We start from the raw sequence: 23660 nt of genomic DNA, 5'->3' as shown, positions 1-23660 counted from the left end.
GTTGAGTCGCCCGGTCAAGGGCGCGGGGCCTTCTCACCGTGGACGGTGGTGTACTCGGCCGCCAGCCAGGGGCCGAGGTCGTCGATCAGCATGCCGAGGGCGGCGCGGTCGGTCGTGGGGGTGCGGGCGATCACGGCGGCGAGGCGCAACTGGGCGGCGCGGTCGGGGTAGTAGCCGGCGAAGGCCTCGGCGGAGGCGGCCAGGTCGCTGGTCCATCCGCCCCAGCGGGGCATGACCAGGGTGAAGCCGGTACGGACGATCCGGCGGGAGACCGCGCGGCTGAGTGCCCTGAGCTCGGCGTCCGAGCCGGCGGCGGCCAGCCGTTCGCGCCAGCCGGGGAGGGCGAGCGCGAGGTCGCCGTTGGTCTCGCGGGCGAGCAGGGAGGTCGGACGGTAGCGGGGGAACTGCCCGGCGAGGTCCGCGCCGAGCAGCGGGGTGCACAGGCAGGCGACGAACCAGCCCAGGTCGTGGCGCTCCAGCTCGCTCAGCAGCGTGCCGGTGGAGAAGAGGAGCACGCCGACGCCGTCGACCTGGGGGAAGGTGGCGTCCAGACCGGCTTCGAGCGCGTCGGTCTCGGCGCGGTCGGCGGGGGTGGGCTCGTGGTGCAGGGCGAGCAGCAGGTCGAGGTCGGAGACACCGGGGATCGCGGTGCCGCGCGGGATGCTGCCGTAGAGGTAGGCGCTGTGCAGCCGGGCCGGGTCGAAGGCGGCGGCTATTCGCTCCCGGGCGGTGTCGACCACCGCTGTGAACGCCGCGGGCACCCGCTCCAGCGAGCCCTCCCGCGCGATGTACCCGTCCCCGTCCAGTCCCCTGTTGATCATGTCGGCACTCTGCCCGCCCGAAGCGCGGTTGGCCAGCGAATATCCCCGAAGTCGGGGCCGGGTCGAATTGTCAGTGGGGTGTGCAAGCATCCATCGCACACGAACACGAGTGGGGACCGGTATGGGCACCTGGGACAGCGGTTACTTCGACAACGACATCGCGGCGGACTTCGCGGGCGGCCTCGACGATGCCGCGCCGCAGGAGCGGGCCGGGCTCCTCCGGGTGGTGCTGGAGCGCGCTGCCCGGAATCCGGGTACCTGGACGACGACGAGGGCGTGGCGGCGCGGGATACGCGCGCTGCGCGATGTCCTGGAGCCGGTTCCGCCGGCGCTGGACGTTCCGCTGTTCGAGCTCTGACGGGCACTCAGTGCCTGGTCGCCGCCCACCAGTAGCCGAGCGCGGCGAGCGACGGCAGCCCGTACCAGGAGTTCGCGCTGACCGAGAAGGGCCGCGCGCTGTTCCCGGTGATCACCGCGCTGTGGCAGTGGGGCGACCAGTGGTTCTTGTCGAGGGCGAGCCCAGGGCCCGGCTGGTCGACCGCGCGTCGGGGAGCCGGTCGCCCCGGTGGAGGTCCGGGCGGCGGACGGGTGGCTGCTCGGGCCGGAGGACGCGAAGGTGCTGCTGCCCTGAGACGTGCCGCTGCCACCGGCCGGGTTCGGACGGTGGCAGCGGGGTCGGGTGGGGTCAGGGAGTGGCGCCGGTCGTGGTGGCGGTCGACGTCGTGCCGGAACTCGTGGAGGTACCCGCCGAGGTCGTGCCGGAACCGGTCGTCGTGGTCCTGTTGCCAGGCGACTGCGGCGACTGGGTGACGGCCGAAGGGACGGTGGTCGCCGCCGTCGATGGGGCGGAGGTGTTCGTCGTCGCGGTCGTCTCCGACGGTTTGGCCGAACTGGTCGAAGCCGAAGCAGAGCCGGTCCCCGTCGAGGCACCGGAGGACGTCGCGCCGGAGGACGTGGCGCCCGAAGACTTGGCGCCCGAGGATGTCGCTCCGGACGAGGTTGCTCCGGACGAGGTCGCGCCGGAGGACGTGGCGCTCGGAGGCTTGGCGCCCGAGGATGTCGCGCCGGACGAGCTCGGCCCCGAGGGACTTCCCTTCGAGGTGGTCGCCGAGCCCGGTCCTGACGTAGCGCCGGAGGTCGAGGAGGTCGCCGTCGGTGCGCCCGGCTTCATCGTCCCTGGCAGCGGAACCCCCGGTGACAGCGGCCCCTTCGGTGCCTCGACGTGCTTGTCCACCACCTCGATCCGCCCGGTCAGGCGGGCGAACCAGCCGCCCGTCTCGACGTTGACCAGGACGATCTCGGTCACCGGCTGGGGCGCCGGAACCACGACGATCAGGTTGGTCGGCTGGAAGCCCTGCCACGGGTGCCCGATGTACTTGGCGTCGGAGACCAGTACCGGCGGCTTCAACGGGTTGCCGCACGAGCAGCGCACCCGGGGCACGCCCTGGGCGTCCACCAGTACGGCGGTGCCGGCCTGGAGTGCCGACTGGTACTCGGTCACCGCGCCGCTCTTGTAGTTGTGGTTGGTCACCCGGGTGTCCACCCGCAGGTACGCCGAGGTCAGCGAGCGGAGGTAGGACGGGATCGCGGACTGGTCGATGCCCGCGGCGGAGGCCCAGGCCCGGCCGGTGTCGCCGGTGGAGACCATTCCGATCAGCCGCTCGGTGTCGCAGCTCGGCTTGGACATCGTCCCGGCGTAGAGCCCGTTCGAGGCCCCCTGGACGCTGTGCAGGGCGGCCGGGGACGTGCTGTGCCCGGGCTGCTCCGCCTGCGAGGTCGCCGGGGCGGGTGCCGGTGGAGTCACCGGGTTGGTTTCCACCGATGGGGTGAACGGGTCAGGGCCCGGATCGGCCGGTGCCTGCAGCGCGACCTCGTTCGCGGTCGGCAGCGTCGAGGTCTTGCCGCCGCCGCCCTGATTGTTGACGATCAGCACGGTGGCCACCACGGCCGCCGCCACCGTGGTGGCCGCCACCGCCAGGCCCCTGCCGGAGCGCCACCACGGCGTACGCGGCCCGCGATCGCCACCGGCGCTGCCGCTCCCGCCACCACCCGAAGGCGGCCCGGACGGCCCGGACGGCCCCGACGCTCCGGGCGGGCCCGAGGGCGGAGGGGGTACGGATGGCGGTCCGGCCAGTGGGCCGGACGGGGGACCGGACGGTGGGCCGAACGGGGGCTCGCTCGTCGGGCCGGAGGGCGGCGGTTGGGAACTCATCGAGGCTCCGTTTCGCAGGCGGCCGGCGAGAACGGCCGGCACGGGAAGCTCCTGCCAATGGGGTTCCATTTCTCCCCCGGTACCCCGTTCGCCGCAACAGCAGGTTTGGCGGCCGTCGCCGAGCGTGCCCACCGGCGGTCGGTCAGGCTGGAACCCGACACCCCGGGGAGACCGGCACCCGTGGGAGTCGAGTCCCCGGGACCGGACCGGCCAGCTCAGCCAGAGGAGGCGGTATGCAGCAGCCCATCACCCGGGCCGCAGGCCCGCCCGGCGTCGTACGCGGATGGCTGGACGCGTTCGCCGTCGTGCTGGCTGGGCTGGTCGCGATGGCGGCCGTGGCCGCCCTCGGCCTCTGGCTGGCCGGTGCCGGGGACCTCCCCGAGGGCGGCTTCCCGCCCGTCCTCGCCGCGACGATGGCGCTCGCCGTCGGCGGATCCGTACAGCTCGACGGTGGCGCCGGCAGCTTCGCCGCCGTGGACGCCGGGGTCACCGCGATGCCGCTCACCGTCTCGCTGGTCGGCGCGGTCGCGATGGCCGAGGTGTTCCTGCGTCAACTGCGCTTCCGTGCGGTGGCCGGGGGCGGCGAACTGCTCGGCCGGATCGTCCGGACGGTGCTGCTCTGGGTGCTCGCCCTGGTGCTGATCACGGTCGTGGCCAAGCACACCTTCGTGGTCCCACTCGGCGGCAGTCTGGCGCAGACCATCGGCAGCGCGCTTGGACTCACCCCGGAGGTCGGCTTCCACGCGGACGGCCCGACCACCATCGGGATCGGGCTGGCCTGGCTGCTGCTGGTGCTCGCGGCCGCCTTCGCGGTGTCCCGGCGGGCGCCGCTGCCGGGTGCCCTGCTGCGCTACCAGCTCGCCGTCCGCCCACCCGCGTTCGCACTCTGGATGGTGCTGCTGGCGTACGTGGTGATCGGCGCGGTGGCCGGGGTGATCACCGCGATCGCGCACGGCAACGCCCGGCAGACCCTGGCTGTGGTGCTGCTCGTCCTGCCCGACCTGGTCTGGCTGGCCTTCGGCCTCGGGCTGGGCGCCCAGTGGCACGGACGGCTGGAGGGCGCGGTCGGCCTGCCCATCCCCAAGGCGCTCAGCTCGGTGCTGCGCGCCCCGAACGGGCGAGAGGCGACCATCGACCTCGGCACCCTGGCCGACCACGACGCCCGCAGCTGGTGGCTGCTTCCGGTGGCCGCCGTCCTGCTGCTGGCCGCCGCCTTCCTCGCCGCCCAGCGATCCCCGCGCACCGTCCGGCTCTGGCAGCACGCCGTCCGCTTCGCCCTGGCCACCGCCGTCACCGTGCTGCTGGTCGGGCTGTGGACCAGGATCGACGCCGACTACGGGCTCTCCGTCCTGGGCGTCGGCCTCGGCCAGGGCGGCCTCGCCGATCTGCTCGGCACCGTACTCGGCGGCAACAACCCGCTGACCGGATTCGGCAGCGGCAGCCTGAGGCTGCGCCCGGCGCTGTGGACGGCCGTCCCGCTGGCGGCGGGCTGGGGGCTGCTCACCGGCGCGCTCGGCGCGCTGCTCGCGGCCCGGGTCCGGCACCGCGGCGAGCTGACGGAAGGCGGGGGCTGAGCCACTCCGCCGGGGGGTGCTGAGCCACCCGCGGAGAGGTGGTGACCCACCCGCCGAGAGGTTCAGAGCGCCTGGGCGATCAGGATGACCGCGGCCGGGACGGCCTGGCCGAGGGCGCCGCGCCACAGCTTCGGCTCCGAGACGAACAGGGTGATCCCGCCCGCCACCATGAACGCGCCGATGTAGAGGATCACCGGCCGCCCCGACCCGGCGTGGCCGGTGTGCAGCAGGACCAGGCCGGCGACCAGCCCGAGGGCCAGGAACAGGTTGTAGAAGCCGACGTTGAAGCGCCACAGCCGGACCTCCGGGGCATCCGCGGTGCTGCCGGTGAGCAGGTAGCGCACCCGTGGGTGCCCGTACAGGTAGCTCTCCAGTGGCCACACCACCAGGTGGATCGCGGCGGCAAGCATGGCGAAGACCTGGCTCACGGCGTTCATGGTCGGCGGCTTCCTCTCGGTCGCGGTACGGCGTCAGGCTCGGTCCCGGGGCGGCGGGTGGACCACCGGCGCGGCCCAGGCGGGCGGCTCCGGCACCTGGACGATGCCCGGATCGACCGCCGGGACCACCTGGGTCGCCGGCCCGCCCCCGGTCCACGGGGCGGGGACGGTGGCCGCGCGCAGCTCGGCGACGAACTGCAGGCAGCTGGCGTACCGCTCCCCGGGCGCCTTGGCGAGTGCCCGGTCCACCGCGGCCTCGACCGCCGCCGGCAGGTCCGGCCGGTGCTCGCGCAGAAGCGGCGGCGGGTCGTTGAGGTGGGCCCAGAGCAGCGCGAGGTCGCTCTCCCGGCGGAACGGCGGGGTGCCGACGAGCATCTCGAAGACCACGCAGGCGAGGGAGTACTGGTCGCAGCGCCCGTCCAGCGGCTTGCCGGAGATCTGCTCGGGCGCCGCGTAGTCCAGCGTCCCGACGATCTGGCCGATGCTGGTCAGCCCGCTGAGCGATAGCGACTTCTTGGTGAGCCCGAAGTCCGCCAGGTACAGGTGCTCGGGGTGCTCGCTGTCCGTCCCGGCGGCGACCAGCACATTGCCCGGCTTCACGTCCCGGTGCACCAGGTCGTGGTCGTGGGCGGCGTCCAGCGCGGAGGCGATCTGCAGTGCCAGCCGCGCGGCACGCTCGACCGGGAAGGGGCTGCCCCGGTCGATCAGGGCACGCAGGTCACCGCCGTCGACGTAGCGCATGGCGATGAAGAGGATGCCGTCGTGCTCTCCGGCCTCGAAGATCGGCACGATGTGGGGGTGGTCGATCGCCGCGGCCGCCTCCGACTCGTGCATGAACCGCTGCCGGAACACCTCGTTGCGGGCCAGCTCCGGGGCCAGCAGCTTGATCGCGACGGTCCGGCCCAGCCGCAGGTCCTTGGCCCGGTAGACCACGGCCATCCCGCCGCGCCCGATCTCGCCCTCCAGCTGGTAGCCCGCGACCTTCCGCCCGACCAGGCCCGCGGGCAGGCCGGGCGCGGAGGTCCGGTCGGCGGGGATCACGGCTCACCGGTCCGGGTGGGCGCGTACGGGCCGCGCACCGGCGCGAGCGTCTGCCCGGGCGCGGGCGCGGGCGCGGGCGTTTGCCCAGGCGTGGGGCCGGGCGCGGGCGCCGGCTGCGGCGTGGGCCGGTCGGTGGCCGCGTACGTCTGCAGCTGCAGCCCGTCGCAGTAGCACCAGCGGTCGTGCACCGGGTCGAACACCCAGATCGCCTCGCCGTCCGCCACCAGGCCGAGCCGCAGCCCACGGGTCCGCTCCCGGAAGGACTCCAGGTCCAGGGTCCCCGCCGCGAGGTCCTCCAGCAGGGCCCGGTAGCGGGCCAGCGCCGTCTCGGCCTCGGCGAGCGCCGGGCGGGGGTCGGCGGTCCGTGCGGGCGGGCCCCCGACGGCGGGTGGCGGTTGCGGGAGGGTGACCAGCAGGCGGGCGTCCACCCAGGTGGTCCAGCCGTTGGAGCAGAGCACCTGTGCCCAGTCGCCCTGGTGCGCGATCAGCCGCAGCGGGAGCAGCGGGTCCAGCCGGGCGGAGGGTCGCGCCGGGTCCGGGGCTGCCCAGGTCGCCATCCCGTTCGGCGGGGCGACGTGGGTGGGGCTGAACGCGTACTCGTCCATGGGCGGCCGCATTTCCTCCGCCGCACGAGCCGGAGCCGGGGGCAGGGGCTGCGCGCGGCACTCGCACCACAGGTCGTTTCCACTCTACCGGCGGAGGCCGGGGCGGCTACTTGCGCATGATCGCCGGCTCGTGGCGCCGCAGCAGGGCGAGCACCGCCAGCCCGTACACCGCTGCGAGGACGGGCAACGCGGCCATGCTGACCACCCACCCGGCGCGCTCGTGGCGGAACATCGGGTCCGCGGTGATCGGGGTCGCGACGGTGAGCCGGCTCAGGTCGACCGTGCGGGCCATGGCCGACAGGCCCCACCGGGACGGCCACAACCAGGCGAACTGCTCCAGGCCGGGCACGCCGTTCAGCCTGAGCATCAGGCCGCTGAAGACGATCTGGACGATGGCGAGGAGCACCAGCAGCGGCATCGTGGTCTCCTCCTTGCCGACCAGCGCGGAGACCACCAGGCCGAGCATCATCGCCGTGAACGCGAGCAGCGCGACCGCGATGATCAGCTCGGGCAGCTGGGGCATCAGAACGCCGGTGGTCACCGGCGGCGGGGCGTTCGGCCGTGCCTGCGCGGAGAGCGTGACCCCGGCGAGGCCGACCACGGTCAGTACCGCGGCCTGAGCGACCGTGATCGCGCCGAGCACCACCACCTTCGAGGCCAGGTACGCCGACCTGGACAGCCCGACCACGCGTTCCCGCCGGTAGATCGCGCGTTCCTTGACCACCTCGCGCACCGAGTTGGCCGAGCCGGTGAGCACGCCGCCGAGGCAGAGCGTGAGCAGGCAGTTGATGGCGTTCTCATCGGTGAGTCGTGAACCGGCCATCACCCGGCACATTAGGCCGATGATGAACGGCAGCGCGATCATCACGGTGAGGAACAGCCGGTCGGCGGCGAGCACCGCGGCGTACCGGCGCACCAGGGTGCTCAGCTGGGAGAGCCAGCTCTGCGGCTTCTCGTGGCCGATGGTCGGGGCGGCTGCCACGGGTGGGTGCGGCAGGTGCGCCGCTTCGGTCGTCACGTACCGCCGGTACTGCGGCGAGGCGCGGAAACGCTGCTGGCAGACACCCTCGGAGTCGCTCTCGAACGCCTCGAAGGCCTCCGGCCACTCCTCGTGGCCGAAGTACGCCAGCGCCTCGGTCGGCGGCCCGTAGTAGGCGGTCCGGCCGCCGGGGGCGAGCACCAGCAGGCGGTCGCACACGTTGAGGCTCAGCACGCTGTGCGTCACCACGACGACCGTGCGGCCGTCATCGGCCAGTCCGCGCAGCATGTGCATCACCGAGCGCTCCATGCCCGGGTCCAGGCCGGAGGTCGGCTCGTCGAGGAAGAGCAGCGAGGGCTTGGTGAGCAGCTCCAGCGCGATGCTGACCCGCTTGCGCTGGCCGCCGGAGAGGCTGGCGATCACCTGCTCGGACCGGTCGTCCAGGCCCAGTTCGTGGATCACCTCGGAAACCCGGGCCTCCCGCTCCTCCTTCGCGGTGTCGTCGGGGAAGCGCAGCTCGGCGGCGTAGGACAGGGCGCGGCGGACGGTCAGCTGGGTGTGCAGGATGTCGTCCTGCGGGACGAGACCGATCCTTCGGCGCAGCTCGGCGTAGTCGTGGTACAGGTCGCGTCCGTCGTACAGCACGGTGCCCTGGTCGGCGGGGCGAAGCCCGGTGAGCGCGTTGAGCAGGGTCGACTTGCCCGCGCCGCTCGGGCCGGCCACCGCGAGCAGCGCCTTCTCGGTGAGCGGGAAGCCGACGTCGTCCAGCAGCACCTTGTGCTCCGGGCCGACCCGTACGACCAGGTGCTGGACGTCGAGCGAGATCTCGCCGGTGTCGGTGTACTCGACCAGTCGGCCGTCGATCAGGCAGAGCTCGCAGTGGCCGATGCCGACGATGTCGGCCGGGCCGACCGGGGCGTGGCTGACCGGATGGCCGTTGAGGTAGGTGCCGTTGTGGCTGTGCAGGTCGACGATCTCGTGGCCGCCGTCCGGCAGTTCGCGCAGCTCGGCGTGGTGCCGGGAGACCACCAGGTCGTCCAGCACCAGGCCGTTGTCGTCCGAGCGCCCGATCCGTACGGTGTGGTCGGGCAGTTGGAGGACGGCGCTCGGTCTGCGGAAGACGCCGGAGGACCGCGGGGTGAGCAGGACGGTGCGATTGCCCTGGGCGGGGCCGGGCAGCCCGGCGAAGGTCGCGGACGGGCCGGTGGCCGGATCGCCGAAGCGCAGCCGGGTGCCGGGGCCGACGTCCTCGCGGCTGATCCGCTGGCCCTGGTCGTAGGTGCCGTTGGTGCTGCCGACGTCCTCCAGCAGCCAGTGGTCCTCGGCGGTGCGCAGCACCGCGTGGTGCCAGGAGACCCGGGGGTCGTCCAGCACGACCTCGCTGGTCGGATCGCGGCCGAGGTGGTAGGCCCGGGTCGGGTCGATCAGCTGGGAGCCGCGGTCGGTGACCAGGACGAGGGGCGGCGCGGTGGGCGCGCCAGGGCGCTCTCCCATGGTGTGCATTCTATCGTCGGTGCCCGTGAACGGCCCTTCCGGGTGGCGGGATTGGACTGGACCACTGTCGTGGCGCAGCACCGTCCTGCCTGCTCGCGGATCGTCGCGCCGAGGATGCGGGCCTGCCCGCCGGCCATGCGGCCGGTGAGCCAGGACATGTCCTCACGGACCACCACGTCGCCGATCGCGGGCAGCCGGACCGTGCGGGCGTCGAGCGGTTTGGCCCGGTCGGCGTCGTAGCGGAACCGGGAGCCGTCCTTGCGTCTGCGCCACGTCGGGAAGCCCATCCGTGGCCCTTTGCGCTTGCCCTGCTTGGACTTCAGGTAGTTGGAGAACCCGGCCGCCCGCGCCCGACACGCTTCCTTCGGTATCCGGGAGGACAGCTTGCCCTCGCCGAACCACGGGAGAAGCTCCGGATGCCTGGCGCGCCACTCCCTCTCCAGCGCCGGCGCCGACCAGGGAACCTCGGTCAGGCCGTCGCCGGTGATGCCGTAGGTCTCCTCCGCTTTGCGCTGCGCCCACTTCTTGCGGACGGTCTCCAGGCAGAAGTTCTCCACCACTCGTGACAGACCGCAGTGCCGGCCCATCAGGACGGCCTGCCCGGCATCGGGGGCGAGTTCGTACCGCAGGCCCTGCTTGTGGCTCACCCGGCGTCCTGCGCCGCTGCGGCGAGGGCCTTCTTCGCCCGGTTGCGGGCGGCACGGCGGCCGTACAGGCGCGAGCAGAACGAGGTGAGGACATCGGTCATGTCGCGCACCAGATCGTCCTCGACCTCACCGTCATCCACGACCCGCACGGTACGGCCCTGCGCCGACAGTGCGGCCTCGATGTACTCCACGCCGAACCGGGCCAGCCGGTCACGGTGCTCGACCACGATCACGGAAACGTCCGGATCGGCGAGCAGCCGCTTGAGTTTGGGCCGGGCACCGTCGAGCGCCGAGCCGACCTCGGAGACCACCTTGACCACGGGAATCTTGTTGCCGGTTGCCCACTCGGCCAGCCGGGCGACCTGCCGGTCGAGGTCCGGCTTCTGGTCCGCCGACGACACCCGCGCGTACAACGCGGCACCCCCGACGGACTGTTCACCCCGCGTGAGGACGAGATACCGACCCGTGGCCGTCTTGACCACCGGTACAGGCATCTTGTCCTCGCGCGCCCACTTCCAGGCGGTCTGATAGTGCACGCCCTGAATGCGTGCCCAATCACTGAGTCGCATACGAAGACCATAACAGAGGAGAACTGAGAATCACTGAAGAACTATCCATCAATTTCGAGCCCCCACGGCAGGTCCCATGAACACGCCGAGGTCGCCCCCGAGGTGAGCCCCCACGGGTTCGGCACCTCCTCCTCGCCCTCGCCCTCGCCCTCCCCGCCCTGCAATGGCAGCCGGTCGATCACCGCGACCAGCGCGGGCGGCAGCTGCGGCGCCAGCCCCCGGTGCACCCGGGAGAGGATGTCGCGCCGCACGTCCGCCGGCAGCAGCGGCCTGCTCATCCGCAACGGCCCTGGCGCGGGCTGGCGTTCGGCCGTCGACAGCTGGTCCGACCAGGCCCGCCAGTAGTCCGCGTCGTCGGTCTCGCCGAGCTTGAGGTGGTGCAGGTGCAGGCAGTACGCGGCGGTTCCGCTGCCCGAGCCGGCCGCGAACCGCCACCAGAACTCGGCGCCCTCCTCCTTGCCGGTGGCGTACAGCAGCGCGCCGAACACCTCCGCCCCCTCCGGCTGGATGCGGCGCGCGTTGACCAGCAGGTCCAGCCCCTGGGAGGCGCACGGCGCGCCCAGCACCAGGGCGATCACCAGGCCGAGTTCGAAGGCGGCCTGTTCGTGCTCCGAGGGCAGATGGGCCGGGGCGGCCGTCAGTCGGGCCTGCCGGAGGGCGGCGATCCGCTCGGCGTTGGCACGTTCGACTCGGGGCACGTGGAAGACCGCGCGCCCCCCGTCGGCGGTGCACGCCCCGCTCGGCGTCCGTTCCTCGCGGTCGGTGGTCACAGTTCGCCTCCCCGGTCCGGCAGTTCACGCACCCCGAGCCGGCGCGCCAGCCGCTCCCGGGCGTGCCGGAGGTTGGAGTGCACCGTCGCCACCGGCCGTCCCAGATACGCGGCGATCACCTTGGCGTGCAGACCCAGAAGATAGCGAAGGATCACCACGTCCCGTTGCCGGTCCGGCAGTTCGAGGATCGCCGCGTACAGCCGGACCTCGTCCGCCTCGCTGTGCAGCAGCCCGTCGGCGACCCGCTTGAACGCCCCGATCACGGCCGCGAAGGTGACCGCCTCCACCTCCACGGGCTCCTCGGCGGCCACCCAGTCCGCGACGTGCCGGGTGGCCAACCGCCAGGCGTACGCCGCCGGTTCCTCGAACCGCAGCACCTGCGGCCAGCAGTGGGCCAGGTCGGACTTGACCGCCTCGACCACCAGTACGGCGTCGGCCTGGCTGCCTATCCGGGTCAACGCGAGGGCGTGCCAAGCGGGTTGGTGCGTCTCGCAGAAGGCGGCATAGGTGAGGTCCAGGCGCAGGCCGAGTTCCGCCTCGGTCACCCACTGCGCCCCGGTCCCGTCGGTGTGGTCCGCCGCCGTCCCGCCCCGGTGTCCGTGCGCGGGGGCGCCCCTGTCGATCGTCATCGAGCCTGCTTTCCGTGGCTGTCGGCTGCTTGCCGTGCCACCCGAGGGTCGGGCTGTCTGCGCCCATCCTCATTCCATCAGGCCTGTCACTCCAGGCTGCAAGCCGAATACAGATTGTCATCTCATGGGATCTGTCGAGGGGTTGAGCCATGGCGAGCGACGATTGGCCCCCGAATACGGTGGGCAGCAATTCGGACGTTGTCCGCGATGCCGAGGGGGAGCGCGATGAGTCTCTACGACGGGGTCGACCTGCGGTTGAACGTGCCGCACTCGGCCCGGATGTACGACTACTTCCTCGGTGGCTTCACCAACTTCGCCGCCGACCGCGAGGCCGCCGGCCACGTCCTGGCGATCGCGCCCTGGGTGCGCGCCGCCGCCCGGGCCAACCGCTCCTTCGTCCACCGTTCGACCCGCGCCCTCGCCCTGGCCGGCATCGACCAGTTCCTCGACATCGGCACCGGCATCCCCACCTCACCCAACCTGCACGAGGTCGCCCAGAGCGTCGAACCGCGCGCCCGGGTCGTCTACGCCGACAACGACCCGATCGTGCTCACCCACGCCCAGGCCCTGCTGGCCGGCACCCCCGAGGGCCGCACCGCCTACATCGAGGCGGACGTCACCGACCCGGCCGGCCTGCTCGCCGCCCCGGGCCTGCGCGACACCATCGACTTCAGCCGCCCGGTCGCGCTCTCCCTCAACGCCCTGCTCCACTTCGTCCCCGACGCCCACGGCGCGTACGAGCTGGTCGAACACCTCAAGTCCGCCCTCGCCCCGGGCAGCGCCCTGGTGATGACCCACCTCACCGTGGAGTTCGCCCCCGAGGAGATGGGGCGGGTCGTCGGCATCTACCAGGCCGCCGGCACCGCCCTCCAGGCCCGCACCCGCGTCGAGTTCGCCCGCTTCTTCGACGGCTGGACCCTCCTGTCCCCGGGCATCGTCCCCGCTCCGCACTGGCGGCCCACGGCCGACGACCCGGCCGTCTCGGGCTCCGACGCGTCCGGGTACGCGGGCGTGGCGCTGCGGCCGACGTCGGCATCGCCCGGACCCCGGCCGGCCGGCCGGTCCCGCTCGCCGTCCCGACCACCAAGCCCTCCGGCCGGGCCGCCCGAACGGACGAACCGCTGATCGCCGGGACGACGACGCTGCTGCTCGTCGCCGCGCTCGGCCGAACCCGCGGCGGTGCACGCTCGCCTGTCCGAGGGGCGGGCAGGCCGGCTCCGACATGGACAGGCTGCGCGGGGAAGCATGGCTGGAGAGGGCGCCGGCGCCTGCCGTGCGCCCCTGACCTGAAGAAGGAGAACAGTCATGCGTCGTCGTATCGCCGCGGCCGGCCTGCTGGCCGCCGCCGGTGTGTTCGCGCTCGCCGTCCCTGCCCAGGCGGCGACGGGCGTCCTGGTGGTGAACGGTGTGCCGCACGAGAACCCGCAGCGGGGCTGCTACGCGACCTCCTCGCCGGTGTCCATCCAGAACTTCACCACTTCCGTGGTCCTGGTGCACGCCGCGGCCAACTGCCAGGGGCCGGTGACCGCCGAGGTGGACCCCGGCCGGTCCGCCACGACCTTCGGTGCGAGCTACTTCGTCTTCTGAGTCCCGTGACCGTGAGGACCGCGCGCGTCAGTACCGTGAGCGCCGGGCCGTCGGCCGCTCCTTGAGGCTCCGTCCGGCGGGTCGGACGGCAGGGCATCGCCGTCCGACCCGCCGGACAGGTCAGGCCCCGCCGGGCGGGCGCGACCCCCACCCCCGCCCGCCTCACCCGTGCACCCCCGCCGCCCCGGGCCCAGACTGGTGGTGAACCGATGCTGCCCGCGAGGCTGGGAGAGGCATGCTGCTGGGACTCACCACCGCGTTGGTCGCCACCGTCTGCTTCGGCTTCGGGGCGGTGTTCCAGGCGCGCGGGGCGCGCTCGGCGCCGCGGGTGGACCGGGTGCGGGCGGGGCTGCTGGCCGCGCTGCTGCGGTCCTGGGAGTTCGTCGTCGGCACCCTGCTCGACATCCTCGGCTTCGCGCTGAGCATCGTCGCCCTGCGCAGCCTCCCGCTCTTCCTCGTTCAGGCGGTCACCAACGCCAGCCTGGCCGTCACCGCCCTGGCCGCCGTCTGGCTGCTGGGCGCCCGACTGCGCCCCGGCGACGTCGCGGGCATCCTCGCGGTGGTCGTCGGCCTCACCCTGCTGGCCCTCGGTTCCGGCAGGGAGGGCCGCGAGTACGCCCCGGCGGCCTTCCACTGGGCGCTGCTGGCCACCGCCGCCGCCATGCTGCCGGCCACCCTGGTTCTGGTCCGCCGGGCGGGCACCGCGGCGGCGGCCGGGCTCGGCCTGCTGGCGGGCGTGGGCTTCGGGATCACCAGCCTGGCCGTGCGCGTCCTGGACACCTCCGGCCCGGTCGGCATGCTGACCGACCCGGCCGGCTACGCCCTGGTGGTCGGCGGCCTCGGCGGCTACCTCGCGTACGCCCTGGCCCTGCAGCGCGGCACCGTGACGGCCGCGACCGCGGCCGGGACGGTGGCCGAGACCTTCGGCCCGGCCCTGGTCGGGGTGCTCTCGCTGGGGGACGCCGCGCGTCCGGGCTTCGCCTGGTGCGCGCTGACGGGCTTTGCGGTGGCGGTCGGCGGAACGTTCCTGCTCTCGCGGTTCGGCGAACTGGAGGGCGAGTCGGCCGAATTGTCCACCCGGAGGACGGATGTCGAGGCGGAGCCCGCCGTCCCGCCCCGGTAGCCCGGACGGCTCTGCCGTGCGAAGGTGACTTGCCGGACAAATCGGACGGCGAAGACGCCCACGGAGCGGCAGGTGCACGATGGCGGAGGAAGTCCAGTCCCGAGCCCGACGGTCGAGCCCGACCGAGCGGCCCGTCGCGCTGATCACCGGGGCCTCCTCCGGCATCGGACTCGCCACCGCCACCCGTCTGGCCGACGCCGGATGGCAGACCCTGCTCTCCGGCACCGACCGCGCCCGCCTCGACGCAATCGCCGAGCGCACCGGCGGGCGCGCCCTGCCCGAGGACCTCAGCAAGCCGGACGGCCCGGCCCGCCTCGCCGAGGCCGCGCTCGCCGAGACCGGCCGGGTGGACGCGCTGATCGCCAGCGCCGGCCTCGGCTGGCGCGGGCCCTTCGCCGAGACCCCCTCCGACACCCTGGACCGGATGATGGAGGTCAACCTCGCCGCCCCGCTGCGCCTGGTCCGGCTGCTGCTGCCCGGCATGCTGGAGCGCCGCCGCGGCCGGATCGTGCTGGTCGGCTCGATGGCCGGCCAGGTCGGCGTGCGCGAGGAATCGGGCTACGCCGCGACCAAGGGCGGGCTGGCGATGTTCGCCGAGAGCCTCTGGTACGAGCTGCGCGGCACCGGGGTCGGAGTGCGCCTGGTGCTGCCGGGCGCGGTGGACACCCCGTTCTTCGACCGGCGCGGCACTCCGTACCAGCGCGAGCGGCCGCGCCCCGTCTCGGCGGAGCGGGTCGCGGACACCGTGGTCGCCACCATCACCACCGGGCGCGACCGCCTCTACGTCCCGCACTGGCTCGGCTTCCCGGCCCGGATCCACGGCGTCGCACCCGGCGTGTTCCGGCGGATGGCCTCCCGCTTCGGATGAGCCCCCGGGTGGCCGCGGCCCTCGCCACCGCGGCGGGCCTGGAGTTCCTGCACCTCGCCCCGGCGGCGGTCCGCCTCCCGCCGGTGCGCCGCACCCTGGCCCGGCGCACCGCCGGATACGGCACCGACCCGGGCCACCTGGCCCTGACCTTCGACGACGGACCCGACCCGCGCAGCACCCCGTACGTCCTCGACGCGCTGGACGAACTCGGCGCCCGCGCCACCTTCTTCCTGCTCGGCGCGATGCTGGACCGCGCCCCCGCGCTCGGCCGCGAACTGGTGCTGCGCGGCCACGAGGTCGCCGTGCACGGCTGGCACCACCGGCCGCAGTGGTACCCGAACCCGGCCCGCGACCTGCGCGAACTGCGCCGCGCCACCGAAGCGGTCACCGACCTGTGCGGTGCCCGCCCGATCTGGTACCGCCCGCCGTACGGCGTGCTGACCGCCGGCCCGGCCCTGGCCGCCCGCCGCCTCGGCCTGCGCAGCGTGCTGTGGACGGCCTGGGGTCGCGACTGGACGGCCGAGGCCACCGGCGCCTCCGTGTACGCCACCGCCCGCCCCGGTCTCAGCGGCGGAGCGACCCTCCTGCTGCACGACTCCGACTGCACCTCCGCCCGCGACTCCTGGCGCGCCACCCTCGCCGCCCTCCCGCTGATCGCCGCCCACTGCCGTGACCGCGCCCTCACCCTCGGCCCGCTGCGCGACCACGCCGTCCCGCCCCTTGCCTCCCGCCAGGGCTAGTCGGGACGATCGGCGAGCCGCGCCCACCACCGGTGCGACCGGCCTGACCCGGCGCGATCGTCCCCGATCTCCGGCTACCCCAGCCCCACCCGCTCCAGCGCCGCCCCGAACCCCTTGCGCCACCCGTCCGCCGAGGCCCCGGCCGACGGCTGCGGCTCCGGCCTGCCCAGCGCCGCGAGCGCGTTGCGGACCACCTCGGCCGGACGGGCGGTGGCGACATCGGCGTGGCCGAGCTCCAGTTCGTGCTGGAGGTTGTCCCGCCCGTGGCCCTGCACCACGTCGAGCAGCAGCAGCCGCCGCCCGAGCGCCCGGGCCTCGCTGCAGGTGTCGCCGGAGCTGGTGACCACCAGGTCCGAGGCCGCCATCAGCGCGGGGACCCGGTCGGTGTAGCCGAAGGGGTGCAGCCGGGGCCGGCTGCGGGCGGCCGCCCGCAGCCGGCGTTCCAGCTCCTGGTTGCGCCCGGCCACCGCGAGCACGTACGGCCCGGCGGCGGCGAGCGAGGCGGCGGTGCGGGCGATCGGCCCGAGCCCCCAGGAACCGGACATCAGCAGCACGCACCGGGCCTGCGGCGGCACTCCCAGTTCGGCCCGCGCCCCGGCCCGGTCGGGCGGCCGGTAGAACGACTGCCGCAGCGGCGCGGGCAGCACGGCGATGTCGGCGTCCGGCCGGTAGCGGCGCACCGCGCAGGCGGCGACCTCGGAGGTGACCAGGAAGAGGTCGGTGCCCTCCTGCACCCAGAGCCGGTGCGGCGTGACGTCCGTGCAGAACACGAAGTGCCGGAAGTCCCGGTGCGGCAGCCGGTTGACGGCCGAGGTGGCGGTGGCGAACACCGAGACCACCAGCTGCGGCCGTTGCGCCGCGATCAGCTCCCGCAGCGCCGGGACCAACCGGGCGCGGGCCGCCGCGTCGGCGAGCAGGGCGAGCCGCGCGCCCGGGCGCAGCGCCGAGAAGTGGAAGGCGTCGTAGACCCCGGGCAGGTCGAGCAGACGCCGGAAGACGGCCTCCCCGGTCGCGCCGGAGCGTTGCCCGAGCAGGGCCATCGCGTCCACCGTGCGGGTGGTCCAGCCGCGTTCCCGCAGGGTGTCCGCGCAGGCCTGGGCCATCACGTCGTGGCCCTGGCCGAGCGAGCCGGAGACCAGCAGGGCGTGCGGCATCGGGCGGCCCCGGTCAGCTGGCGGCGGACGCGGCGGCGGAGGTGCGGTACCAGTCGGCGTACCGGCGCACGCCGTCGGCGAAGTTGGTCCGCGGCGACCAGCCGAGCAGCCGCTTGGCCTGCGCGGAGGAGATCCGCCGCCCGGTGTAGTCGGCCTTGCGGCCGTCGATGTGCTCGATGGTGACCGGTCCCAGCAACCGGTCGACGGTGTCGGCGATGTCGCGCACCGAGACGGCGGTCGAGCCCTCCAGGGCGAAGGTCTGGTCCTCGGCGGCGGGGGAGAGGGCCCGGACGTGGGCGTCGGCGAGGTCCTCGACGTAGACGAAGTTGCGGCTCTGCCGGCCGTCCCCGGCGATGGTGATCGGCCGTCCGGTCAGCGCCGCCTGGACGAACCGGGCGACGACCAGTTCGTCACGCATCCTCGGGCCGTACGGGATGCCGAAGCGCAGGATGGTGAAGTGCTGCTCGTACAGCTCGCGGTAGCTGTGCACCAGCATCTCGGCGGCGAGCTTGGTGGCCACGTACAGGTGCCCGCTGTGCTCCAGCTCGATCGGCACGTGTTCGTCCAACTCCTCTTCCTCGCCGTCGAGTTGCCCGTCGGCGAGGGCGGCGCCGTAGACCCACACGGTGCTCGCCAGGACGGTGCGGCTCAGGCCGCTGCGCCGGGCGGCCTCCAGGACGGCCTCGGTGCCGTCGATGTTGACGCGCACGGCCCGGACCGGGTCGGCGTAGACCTGCTCGACGTCGGCCATCGCGGCGAGGTGGTAGACCACCTGGCTGCCGGCCAGCGCGGAGGTCAGGGCCGACAGGTCGAGGACGTCGATCCGGGCGTGCTCGGCCTCGGGGTTGAGGTACTTGTCGGTGGTGTCCACGGCGAGGACCTCGTGGCCGGCCGCGATGAGGTGGTCCACGACGTGTGAGCCGATGAACCCGCAGCCACCGGTGACGGCTATCCGCACGGTCTTGCTCCCTTCGCTCCGGCTACCCGGCCATCCGCCGGTGCACCGCCGAGACGGCCTCGATCACCAGCTCCGCCTCGTCCCCGCTCATGTCGGAGTGCACCGGCAGGCAGACCTGCCGCGCGCAGACGTCCTCGGCCACCGGCAGCGGCCCGCCCCGGTAGGGGGCGAGCACCGGCTGCAGGTGCAGCGGAAGGTCGTACACCTCGCCGGACAGCCGCACGCCGTACTCCTCGGCCACCGCGCGCTTGAACGCGGCGCGGTCGACGCCGGGCGCCAGCAGCGCCACGTACTTGTAGTAGTTGCCGCGGCAGTCGGGCGGTTCGAGCACCGGCTCCAGCCCGTCCACGCCGGCCAGCGCCGCGTCGTAGCGGCGGGCGACGGCGCGGCGGGTCTCGATGAACTCCTTGAGCCGGCGCAGGTGCACCGCGCCGACGGCGGCGTGCAACTCGCTCATCCGCCAGGAGTAGCCGAGCAGCACGTGGTGGTTGGTGGTGAAGGAGCCCTTGCCCTGGTCGCGGTAGATCCTGGCCTCGTCGCGCAGCTCCGGCGACTCGGTGAGGATCATGCCGCCCTCGCCGCTGGTGGTGACCTTGGTCGGGTAGAAGGAGAAGGCCCCGGCCAGGCCGAAGGTCCCGGCGGCGCGGCCGCCCAGGCTGCTGCCGTGGGCGTGTGCGGCGTCCTCGATCAGCGGGATCCCGTGCTGGTCGCAGAGCGCGCGCAGGGCGTCCACCTGCGGGGTGACCAGCCCGCCGATGTGGACGAGGACGACGGCCGCGGTGTCCGGGGTGAGGGCGGCGGCCAGGGTCTCGGGGGAGAGCGCGAGGGTGGCCGGGTCGACGTCCGCGAAGACCGGGCGACCGCCCGCGTGGACCACCGCGCCGGCCGTCGCGTAGAAGGTGACGGCGGGGACGACCACGTCGCGGCCCCGGACGTCGACCGTGCGCAGGATCACCTCCAGCGCCGCGGTTCCGCTGCTCATCGCGACGGCGTGCGAGGCGCCGTGCTCGGCGGCGAAGGCCTGCTCGAAGCGCTCGGTCCACGGGCCGAGGGTGAGCGCACCGGTGGTGAGCATCTCGGTCACGGCGTCGGCGACGGCCGCGCGGTCGTTCTCGTCGAACACGATGCGGGCGGCTGGAACGCCCATGGGGCACCTCCGGCGGCGGGCTGGGGTCAGCACCGATCGGGATGGATCGGCCCGAACCGTACGGAAACGGTCGGGCCAGGCACATCACGCTACTTCGCCCGGGCGGCCCCGGCCCGTCGTCGCCGCCCGCCCGGGTGACCCCCGCCTGCTCCCACCTGCTCCCGCCGCGGGCCACCGCCCTGCTCCCCGGCTGCCTCCGGGCGGGCCTGCGGATACTCCCGGCGCGAGGCGCGCGCTCCTCCGTACGGGGGAGGGCCGTACTGCGTCCGCAGTACGGAAACGGCCTGCGCAGGGACGACGACGGAGCGAGGGGTCGCGATCAAGGATTGGTCATGCTGCGGGCGGACCAGGTCCGCCCTCGTGAACCCGTCCCCCGGAACCCGAACTCGAACCCGAATCCGAAGGAGTCCGCTCTCCCGTGGCCACGTTCCTCTACCGCCTGGGCCGATGGGCCTTCGTCCGCCGCCGGCTGGTGACCCTCCTGTGGGTCGCCGTGCTGGCGGTCTGCGGAGTCCTCGCGGCCAAGGCGCCCGCCGCACCCGACGACGGCTTCGCGATGCCCGGCACGGAAGCGCAGAAGGCCTTCGACCTGATGAACGAGCGCTTCCCCGGCGGCCACGCCGACGGAGCCTCGGCCCGCCTGGTGTTCGTCGCGCCCTCGGGCCAGAAGATCACCGCGCAGCCCAACCAGCAGGCCGTGGAGAAGACGGTCGCCGAGCTCACCCACGCCGAGCAGGTCACCGGCGCGGTCGACCCGTTCAAGATGCAGGGCGCCGTCTCCAGGGACGGCACCACGGCGTACGCGACGGTCAGCTACTCCGCCAAGGCGGGCGAGCTGTCCAAGGGCGCCACCGACGCCCTCCAGCAGGCCGCCCAGCACGGCCGGGACGCCGGGCTCAAGGTCGAGGTCGGCGGCAACGCGCTGATGGCCAAGCCCGACGCGGGCGGCAGCAGTGAGGCGATCGGCATGGCGCTGTCCGCCGTCGTCCTGATGATCACCTTCGGCTCGCTGGTCGCCGCCGGCCTGCCGCTGCTCACCGCCGTGGTCGGCGTCGGCCTCGGGATGTCCCTGATCACCGCGCTCGGCAGCACGCTGGGCCTCTCCTCGACCACCGGCACGCTGGCGATGATGCTCGGCCTCGCGGTCGGCATCGACTACGCGGTCTTCATCGTCTCCCGCTACCGGGCCGAACTCTCCGAGGGCCGTACGCCGCAGGAGGCGGCCGGCCGGGCCGTCGGCACCGCCGGCTCCGCGGTGGTCTTCGCCGGTCTCACCGTGGTGATCGCCCTCGCCGGGCTCTCCGTGGTCGGCATCCCGCTCCTCGCCAAGATGGGCATGGCGGCCGCCGGCACCGTCGTCGTCGCCGTGCTGGTCGCGCTCACCCTGGTGCCCGCGCTGCTCGGCTTCCTCGGCCGCAAGGTGCTGCCCCGCAAGGTCCGCAAGGCCGAGAAGGCCGGGGGCGGTGCCCAGCCGGCCGGGGCGAAGGAGAACGGCGGCGCCCGCTGGGCCCGCTTCGTGCTGCGCCGCCCACTCGCGGTGCTGGTGCTCGGCGTGATCGGCCTCGGCGTGCTCGCGGCCCCCGCGCTCGACCTGCGGCTCGGTCTGCCCGGCGACGAGGCCAAGCCCACCTCCACCACCCAGCGCCGCGCCTACGACCTGCTGTCCGAGGGCTTCGGTCCCGGCTTCAACGGCCCGCTGACGGTCCTGGTGGACGTCAAGGGCACCGCGGACCCGAAGGCCGCCGCGGGTGAGGTCGCCAAGACCGTCTCCGGCCTGCCCGGCGTGGTCACGGTGACGCCGCCGATGTTCAACAAGACGGGGGACACCGCCCTGCTGAACGCCATCCCGGCCACCGGCCCGGCCGAGGCCGCCACCAAGGACCTGGTCCACACCATCCGGGGCCACGCGGCCGGCCTGAAGGCCTCCACCGGGGCGACGGTCCTGGTCAGCGGTACGACGGCGATGAACATCGACGTCTCGCAGAAGCTCACCGACGCGCTGCTGCCCTACCTCGCCGTGGTCGTCGGCCTGGCCGTCCTGCTGCTGCTGGTGGTCTTCCGCTCCGTCCTTGTCCCGCTCAAGGCCGCGCTCGGCTTCCTGCTCTCGGTGGCCGCCGCGCTCGGCGCCGTGGTCGCGGTCTTCCAGTGGGGCTGGCTGGCCGACCTGATCGGCGTGGAGCAGACCGGCCCGGTGATGAGCATGATGCCGATCTTCATGATCGGTGTGGTCTTCGGCCTGGCCATGGACTACGAGGTGTTCCTGGTCACCCGGATCCGCGAGGCCTTCGTGCACGGGGAGCAGCCCGGTGAGGCCATCGTCACCGGCTTCCGGCACAACGCCCGGGTGGTCACCGCCGCCGCCTTCATCATGATCTCCGTCTTCGCGGGCTTCATCGGGATGAGCGAGCCGATGATCAAGATGATGGGCCTGGGGCTCGCCGCGGCCGTCGCCTTCGACGCCTTCGTGGTCCGGATGACCATCGTCCCGGCCGTCCTCGCCCTGCTCGGCCGCCGCGCCTGGTGGCTGCCGCGCTGGCTCGACCGCCTGGTGCCGGACGTCGACGTCGAGGGCAGCAAGCTGCACACCGTCGCCCCCGAACCGGCCCCGGTCCGCGAGTCGGTCACCGTCTAGGTCCGGCGGAACCGGGCATCGCCCGGCGCCGTCCGGCACGGTCCGGACCAGGCCCCGCCCCGCGACGGGGCCTGGTCCGGCGGCGGTCGGCCCGGACACCGGTTCGAGCCCCAACCGTTACCGTTGCTGTCTGAGGCCGCCGCCGGCACGGCGGCCCCCACCGGCGCACCGCGCCCCACCCGGGGCACGGCGCGGCACGACCTGGTGGCACCCGGCGAGGGTGCGGCCAGGGCACCCCGACCCGGAGAGCACGACCATGAGCGACACCTGGCAGCGGCTGCGCCGCGACCACCCCCGGCTGCTCGACGCCGTCGGCGGCACGGCCATGATCGCGATCACCGCCCTCGGCGCCACGGTCGACCAGACCAGCGGGCGCTTCATCCCGGTCGGCCCGGCCACCAGCGCCCTGGCACTGATCGCCGCCGCCGCCGTGTTCTTCCACCGCCGCCACCCGCGCGCGGTGGTCGTCGTCACGCTGCTCTGCACCATGCTGCTGACTCCGACCAGCCCCCGGCTCACCCCGATGCTGGCCACCCCGCTGCTGCTCGCGCTCTACTTCCTCGCCGTCCACACCGACCGCTCCACGGCCCTGCGCGTCTCGATCGTCACCGCCGTCCTGCTCCTCGGGATATCGCTGACAATCGGCCCCGGCGGCCCGATCGGCGAGAGGATCAACGTCCTCGCCTGGGCCCTGCTGCCCGGCGCCCTCGGTGACTCCATCCGCAACCGCCGGGCCCAGCTCGCCGAGATCGAGCAGCGCGCCGAACGGGCCGAGCGCACCCGCGAGGAGGAGGCCCGCCGCCGGGTCGCCGACGAGCGGATCCGGATCGCCCGCGACCTGCACGACGTCGTCGCCCACCACATCGCCCTCGCCAACGCCCAGGCCGGCATCGCCGTCCACCTCATGGACACCCACCCCGTCCAGGCCCGCGAGGTGCTCAGCCACATCACCGACGCCACCGGCTCCGCCCTCCAGGAGCTGCGTGCCACCGTCGGCCTGCTGCGCCGCGCCGAGGAGCCGGCCCCGCTGGAACCCACCCCCGGCCTCGACCGGCTGCCCGACCTGATCAACACCTTCGAGCGGGCCGGCCTGGCGGTGCGGCTCACCGTCGAGGGCGAGTCCCGACCGCTGTCGCCCGGCGTCGACCTCACCGCGTTCCGGATCCTCCAGGAATCGCTGACCAACGTCGCCAAGCACGCGCACGGCGCCGGCGCCGAGATCACCCTCTGCTACGGCGGCAGCCGGGTTGCCGTCAGCGTCGCCAACGGCCGCCCGCCCGCCAACGGCCGCCCGCGCGCCGCCCTGCTGCCCCAGCCCGCCCCGGGCGAGAGCGGCTTCGGCCTGATCGGCATGCGCGAGCGGGCGGGCGCGGTCGGCGGCCGGCTCACCGCCGACCGGCAGCCCGACGGCGGTTTCCTGGTCCTCGCCGAGCTGCCGCTGCGCACCGGCGCCCGCGACGACGGCGCCGCACGGGCGGAGGACGCCGTCCGGCCCGTCGACGCCGCGCGGCCCGAGGAGCCGGACCGCCCCGGCAAGCCGGCCCGACCCGCCCCCGCCGTCCGACGGGACTGCTCGGTGCTGCCCGACCGCTTCACCCGCCCCGACCGCGCCGTCCGACAAGATCGCGCCATCCGAGAGGACAACGACCGCACTTGACTTCCTCCCCCTCCTG

Annotated in this window: 22 protein-coding genes and 1 pseudogene; 10 read left to right on the top strand and 13 right to left on the bottom strand. The window is 73.9% G+C overall.

Translation table 11 applies throughout. The features are described from left to right. Nucleotides 1–14 precede the first annotated feature (14 nt). Complete coding sequence (locus ACGF12_RS12190; protein WP_393028208.1) at nucleotides 15–821, bottom strand: nucleotidyltransferase; 807 nt, start codon at nucleotides 819–821, stop codon at nucleotides 15–17. 121 nt (nucleotides 822–942) lie between these two features. Between ACGF12_RS12190 and ACGF12_RS12185 the strand changes: the two genes are divergently transcribed. Next, the gene (locus ACGF12_RS12185) at nucleotides 943–1179 is read left to right on the top strand and encodes a DUF4259 domain-containing protein (RefSeq protein WP_393028207.1); all 237 of its coding nucleotides are present in this window, start codon (nucleotides 943–945) and stop codon (nucleotides 1177–1179) included. Nucleotides 1180–1256: 77 nt separating this feature from the next. Further along, nucleotides 1257–1631 carry a hypothetical protein gene (locus ACGF12_RS12180; protein WP_393028267.1) on the top strand — a complete coding sequence of 125 codons (375 nt, stop codon included), beginning with the start codon at nucleotides 1257–1259 and terminating at the stop codon, nucleotides 1629–1631. Nucleotides 1632–2079: 448 nt separating this feature from the next. On the opposite strand, the pseudogene ACGF12_RS12175 reads toward ACGF12_RS12180, so the two are convergent. Beyond that, nucleotides 2080–3033 (bottom strand): annotated as a pseudogene (locus tag ACGF12_RS12175) (DUF6777 domain-containing protein); the annotation flags it as partial. A 233-nt stretch (nucleotides 3034–3266) separates the two neighbouring features. Here ACGF12_RS12175 and ACGF12_RS12170 point away from each other — a divergent pair. Further along, entirely contained in the window at nucleotides 3267–4607 is a 1341-nt protein-coding gene (locus ACGF12_RS12170) for a streptophobe family protein (RefSeq protein ID WP_393028206.1), read from the top strand. A 62-nt stretch (nucleotides 4608–4669) separates the two neighbouring features. Here ACGF12_RS12170 and ACGF12_RS12165 read toward each other — a convergent pair whose 3' ends face one another. The 8 genes from ACGF12_RS12165 to ACGF12_RS12130 all read right to left on the bottom strand — a co-directional run bounded on the left by ACGF12_RS12165 (nucleotide 4670) and on the right by ACGF12_RS12130 (nucleotide 11778). Then, nucleotides 4670–5044 carry a DUF1304 domain-containing protein gene (locus ACGF12_RS12165; protein WP_387625308.1) on the bottom strand — a complete coding sequence of 125 codons (375 nt, stop codon included), beginning with the start codon at nucleotides 5042–5044 and terminating at the stop codon, nucleotides 4670–4672. 33 nt (nucleotides 5045–5077) lie between these two features. After that, nucleotides 5078–6085 carry a serine/threonine-protein kinase gene (locus ACGF12_RS12160; protein ID WP_393028205.1) on the bottom strand — a complete coding sequence of 336 codons (1008 nt, stop codon included), beginning with the start codon at nucleotides 6083–6085 and terminating at the stop codon, nucleotides 5078–5080. Further along, on the bottom strand, nucleotides 6082–6690 hold the full coding sequence (locus ACGF12_RS12155) for a hypothetical protein (protein ID WP_393028204.1): 609 nt from the start codon (nucleotides 6688–6690) through the stop codon (nucleotides 6082–6084). Before ACGF12_RS12155 ends, ACGF12_RS12160 begins: the two co-directional genes overlap by 4 nt. A gap of 106 nt (nucleotides 6691–6796) precedes the next feature. Further along, nucleotides 6797–9163 (bottom strand): ATP-binding cassette domain-containing protein, encoded by a 2367-nt coding sequence (locus ACGF12_RS12150; protein ID WP_393028203.1) that lies wholly within the window; start codon nucleotides 9161–9163, stop codon nucleotides 6797–6799. Next, nucleotides 9094–9810 (bottom strand): helix-turn-helix domain-containing protein, encoded by a 717-nt coding sequence (locus ACGF12_RS12145; protein ID WP_393028202.1) that lies wholly within the window; start codon nucleotides 9808–9810, stop codon nucleotides 9094–9096. The genes ACGF12_RS12150 and ACGF12_RS12145 overlap by 70 nt, the downstream gene beginning before the upstream one ends. Continuing rightward, nucleotides 9807–10379, bottom strand: coding sequence for an IS607 family transposase (locus tag ACGF12_RS12140; RefSeq protein ID WP_393028201.1), 573 nt, complete (start codon nucleotides 10377–10379; stop codon nucleotides 9807–9809). Before ACGF12_RS12140 ends, ACGF12_RS12145 begins: the two co-directional genes overlap by 4 nt. A gap of 41 nt (nucleotides 10380–10420) precedes the next feature. Further along, the gene (locus ACGF12_RS12135) at nucleotides 10421–11149 is read right to left on the bottom strand and encodes a hypothetical protein (protein ID WP_393028200.1); all 729 of its coding nucleotides are present in this window, start codon (nucleotides 11147–11149) and stop codon (nucleotides 10421–10423) included. Then, the gene (locus ACGF12_RS12130) at nucleotides 11146–11778 is read right to left on the bottom strand and encodes an RNA polymerase sigma factor (protein WP_393028199.1); all 633 of its coding nucleotides are present in this window, start codon (nucleotides 11776–11778) and stop codon (nucleotides 11146–11148) included. The genes ACGF12_RS12135 and ACGF12_RS12130 overlap by 4 nt, the downstream gene beginning before the upstream one ends. Before the next feature lie 225 nt (nucleotides 11779–12003). Between ACGF12_RS12130 and ACGF12_RS12125 the strand changes: the two genes are divergently transcribed. From ACGF12_RS12125 to ACGF12_RS12105, 5 genes are all read left to right on the top strand, one after another. Further along, a complete protein-coding gene (locus tag ACGF12_RS12125) occupies nucleotides 12004–12903 on the top strand; it encodes an SAM-dependent methyltransferase (protein ID WP_393028198.1) in 900 nt (299 codons plus the stop codon). Between the two features lie 180 nt (nucleotides 12904–13083). Further along, nucleotides 13084–13365, top strand: coding sequence for a hypothetical protein (locus ACGF12_RS12120; protein WP_393028197.1), 282 nt, complete (start codon nucleotides 13084–13086; stop codon nucleotides 13363–13365). A gap of 235 nt (nucleotides 13366–13600) precedes the next feature. After that, on the top strand, nucleotides 13601–14488 hold the full coding sequence (locus ACGF12_RS12115) for a hypothetical protein (protein WP_393028196.1): 888 nt from the start codon (nucleotides 13601–13603) through the stop codon (nucleotides 14486–14488). Nucleotides 14489–14567: 79 nt separating this feature from the next. After that, entirely contained in the window at nucleotides 14568–15356 is a 789-nt protein-coding gene (locus ACGF12_RS12110; RefSeq protein WP_393028195.1) for an SDR family NAD(P)-dependent oxidoreductase, read from the top strand. Nucleotides 15357–15364: 8 nt separating this feature from the next. Beyond that, a complete protein-coding gene (locus ACGF12_RS12105) occupies nucleotides 15365–16096 on the top strand; it encodes a polysaccharide deacetylase family protein (protein WP_393028194.1) in 732 nt (243 codons plus the stop codon). 74 nt (nucleotides 16097–16170) lie between these two features. Here ACGF12_RS12105 and ACGF12_RS12100 read toward each other — a convergent pair whose 3' ends face one another. Genes ACGF12_RS12100 through ACGF12_RS12090 form a run of 3 tightly spaced genes read right to left on the bottom strand, consistent with a single transcriptional unit; the run spans nucleotide 16171 to nucleotide 19355 of the window. Beyond that, nucleotides 16171–17250 (bottom strand): hypothetical protein, encoded by a 1080-nt coding sequence (locus tag ACGF12_RS12100; RefSeq protein ID WP_393028193.1) that lies wholly within the window; start codon nucleotides 17248–17250, stop codon nucleotides 16171–16173. 13 nt (nucleotides 17251–17263) lie between these two features. Continuing rightward, nucleotides 17264–18208 carry an NAD-dependent epimerase/dehydratase family protein gene (locus ACGF12_RS12095; RefSeq protein WP_393028192.1) on the bottom strand — a complete coding sequence of 315 codons (945 nt, stop codon included), beginning with the start codon at nucleotides 18206–18208 and terminating at the stop codon, nucleotides 17264–17266. Nucleotides 18209–18230: 22 nt separating this feature from the next. Next, complete coding sequence (locus ACGF12_RS12090) at nucleotides 18231–19355, bottom strand: DegT/DnrJ/EryC1/StrS family aminotransferase (RefSeq protein WP_393028191.1); 1125 nt, start codon at nucleotides 19353–19355, stop codon at nucleotides 18231–18233. Nucleotides 19356–19773: 418 nt separating this feature from the next. Between ACGF12_RS12090 and ACGF12_RS12085 the strand changes: the two genes are divergently transcribed. Continuing rightward, on the top strand, nucleotides 19774–21987 hold the full coding sequence (locus ACGF12_RS12085) for an MMPL family transporter (protein ID WP_393028190.1): 2214 nt from the start codon (nucleotides 19774–19776) through the stop codon (nucleotides 21985–21987). Between the two features lie 256 nt (nucleotides 21988–22243). Next, nucleotides 22244–23644 carry a sensor histidine kinase gene (locus ACGF12_RS12080; RefSeq protein ID WP_393028189.1) on the top strand — a complete coding sequence of 467 codons (1401 nt, stop codon included), beginning with the start codon at nucleotides 22244–22246 and terminating at the stop codon, nucleotides 23642–23644. The last annotated feature ends 16 nt before the right edge of the window (nucleotides 23645–23660 follow it).

This window comes from Kitasatospora sp. NPDC048296 (genome assembly GCF_043201815.1).
GTDB lineage: Bacteria > Actinomycetota > Actinomycetes > Streptomycetales > Streptomycetaceae > Kitasatospora.
This window is presented reverse-complemented; position numbering and strand designations above follow the sequence as displayed.

Excerpts from the sequence above, each read along its gene's own strand:
- ACGF12_RS12165 (WP_387625308.1), bottom strand. The coding sequence starts at position 5,044 with ATGAACGCCGTGAGCCAGGTCTTCGCCATGCTTGCCGCCGCGATCCAC.
- ACGF12_RS12150 (WP_393028203.1), bottom strand. The coding sequence starts at position 9,163 with ATGGGAGAGCGCCCTGGCGCGCCCACCGCGCCGCCCCTCGTCCTGGTC.
- ACGF12_RS12090 (WP_393028191.1), bottom strand. The coding sequence starts at position 19,355 with ATGGGCGTTCCAGCCGCCCGCATCGTGTTCGACGAGAACGACCGCGCG.
- ACGF12_RS12190 (WP_393028208.1), bottom strand. The coding sequence starts at position 821 with ATGATCAACAGGGGACTGGACGGGGACGGGTACATCGCGCGGGAGGGC.
- ACGF12_RS12130 (WP_393028199.1), bottom strand. The coding sequence starts at position 11,778 with ATGACGATCGACAGGGGCGCCCCCGCGCACGGACACCGGGGCGGGACG.
- ACGF12_RS12170 (WP_393028206.1), top strand. The coding sequence starts at position 3,267 with ATGCAGCAGCCCATCACCCGGGCCGCAGGCCCGCCCGGCGTCGTACGC.
- ACGF12_RS12155 (WP_393028204.1), bottom strand. The coding sequence starts at position 6,690 with ATGGACGAGTACGCGTTCAGCCCCACCCACGTCGCCCCGCCGAACGGG.
- ACGF12_RS12120 (WP_393028197.1), top strand. The coding sequence starts at position 13,084 with ATGCGTCGTCGTATCGCCGCGGCCGGCCTGCTGGCCGCCGCCGGTGTG.
- ACGF12_RS12080 (WP_393028189.1), top strand. The coding sequence starts at position 22,244 with ATGAGCGACACCTGGCAGCGGCTGCGCCGCGACCACCCCCGGCTGCTC.
- ACGF12_RS12115 (WP_393028196.1), top strand. The coding sequence starts at position 13,601 with ATGCTGCTGGGACTCACCACCGCGTTGGTCGCCACCGTCTGCTTCGGC.
- ACGF12_RS12125 (WP_393028198.1), top strand. The coding sequence starts at position 12,004 with ATGAGTCTCTACGACGGGGTCGACCTGCGGTTGAACGTGCCGCACTCG.
- ACGF12_RS12140 (WP_393028201.1), bottom strand. The coding sequence starts at position 10,379 with ATGCGACTCAGTGATTGGGCACGCATTCAGGGCGTGCACTATCAGACC.
- ACGF12_RS12185 (WP_393028207.1), top strand. The coding sequence starts at position 943 with ATGGGCACCTGGGACAGCGGTTACTTCGACAACGACATCGCGGCGGAC.
- ACGF12_RS12100 (WP_393028193.1), bottom strand. The coding sequence starts at position 17,250 with ATGCCGCACGCCCTGCTGGTCTCCGGCTCGCTCGGCCAGGGCCACGAC.
- ACGF12_RS12110 (WP_393028195.1), top strand. The coding sequence starts at position 14,568 with ATGGCGGAGGAAGTCCAGTCCCGAGCCCGACGGTCGAGCCCGACCGAG.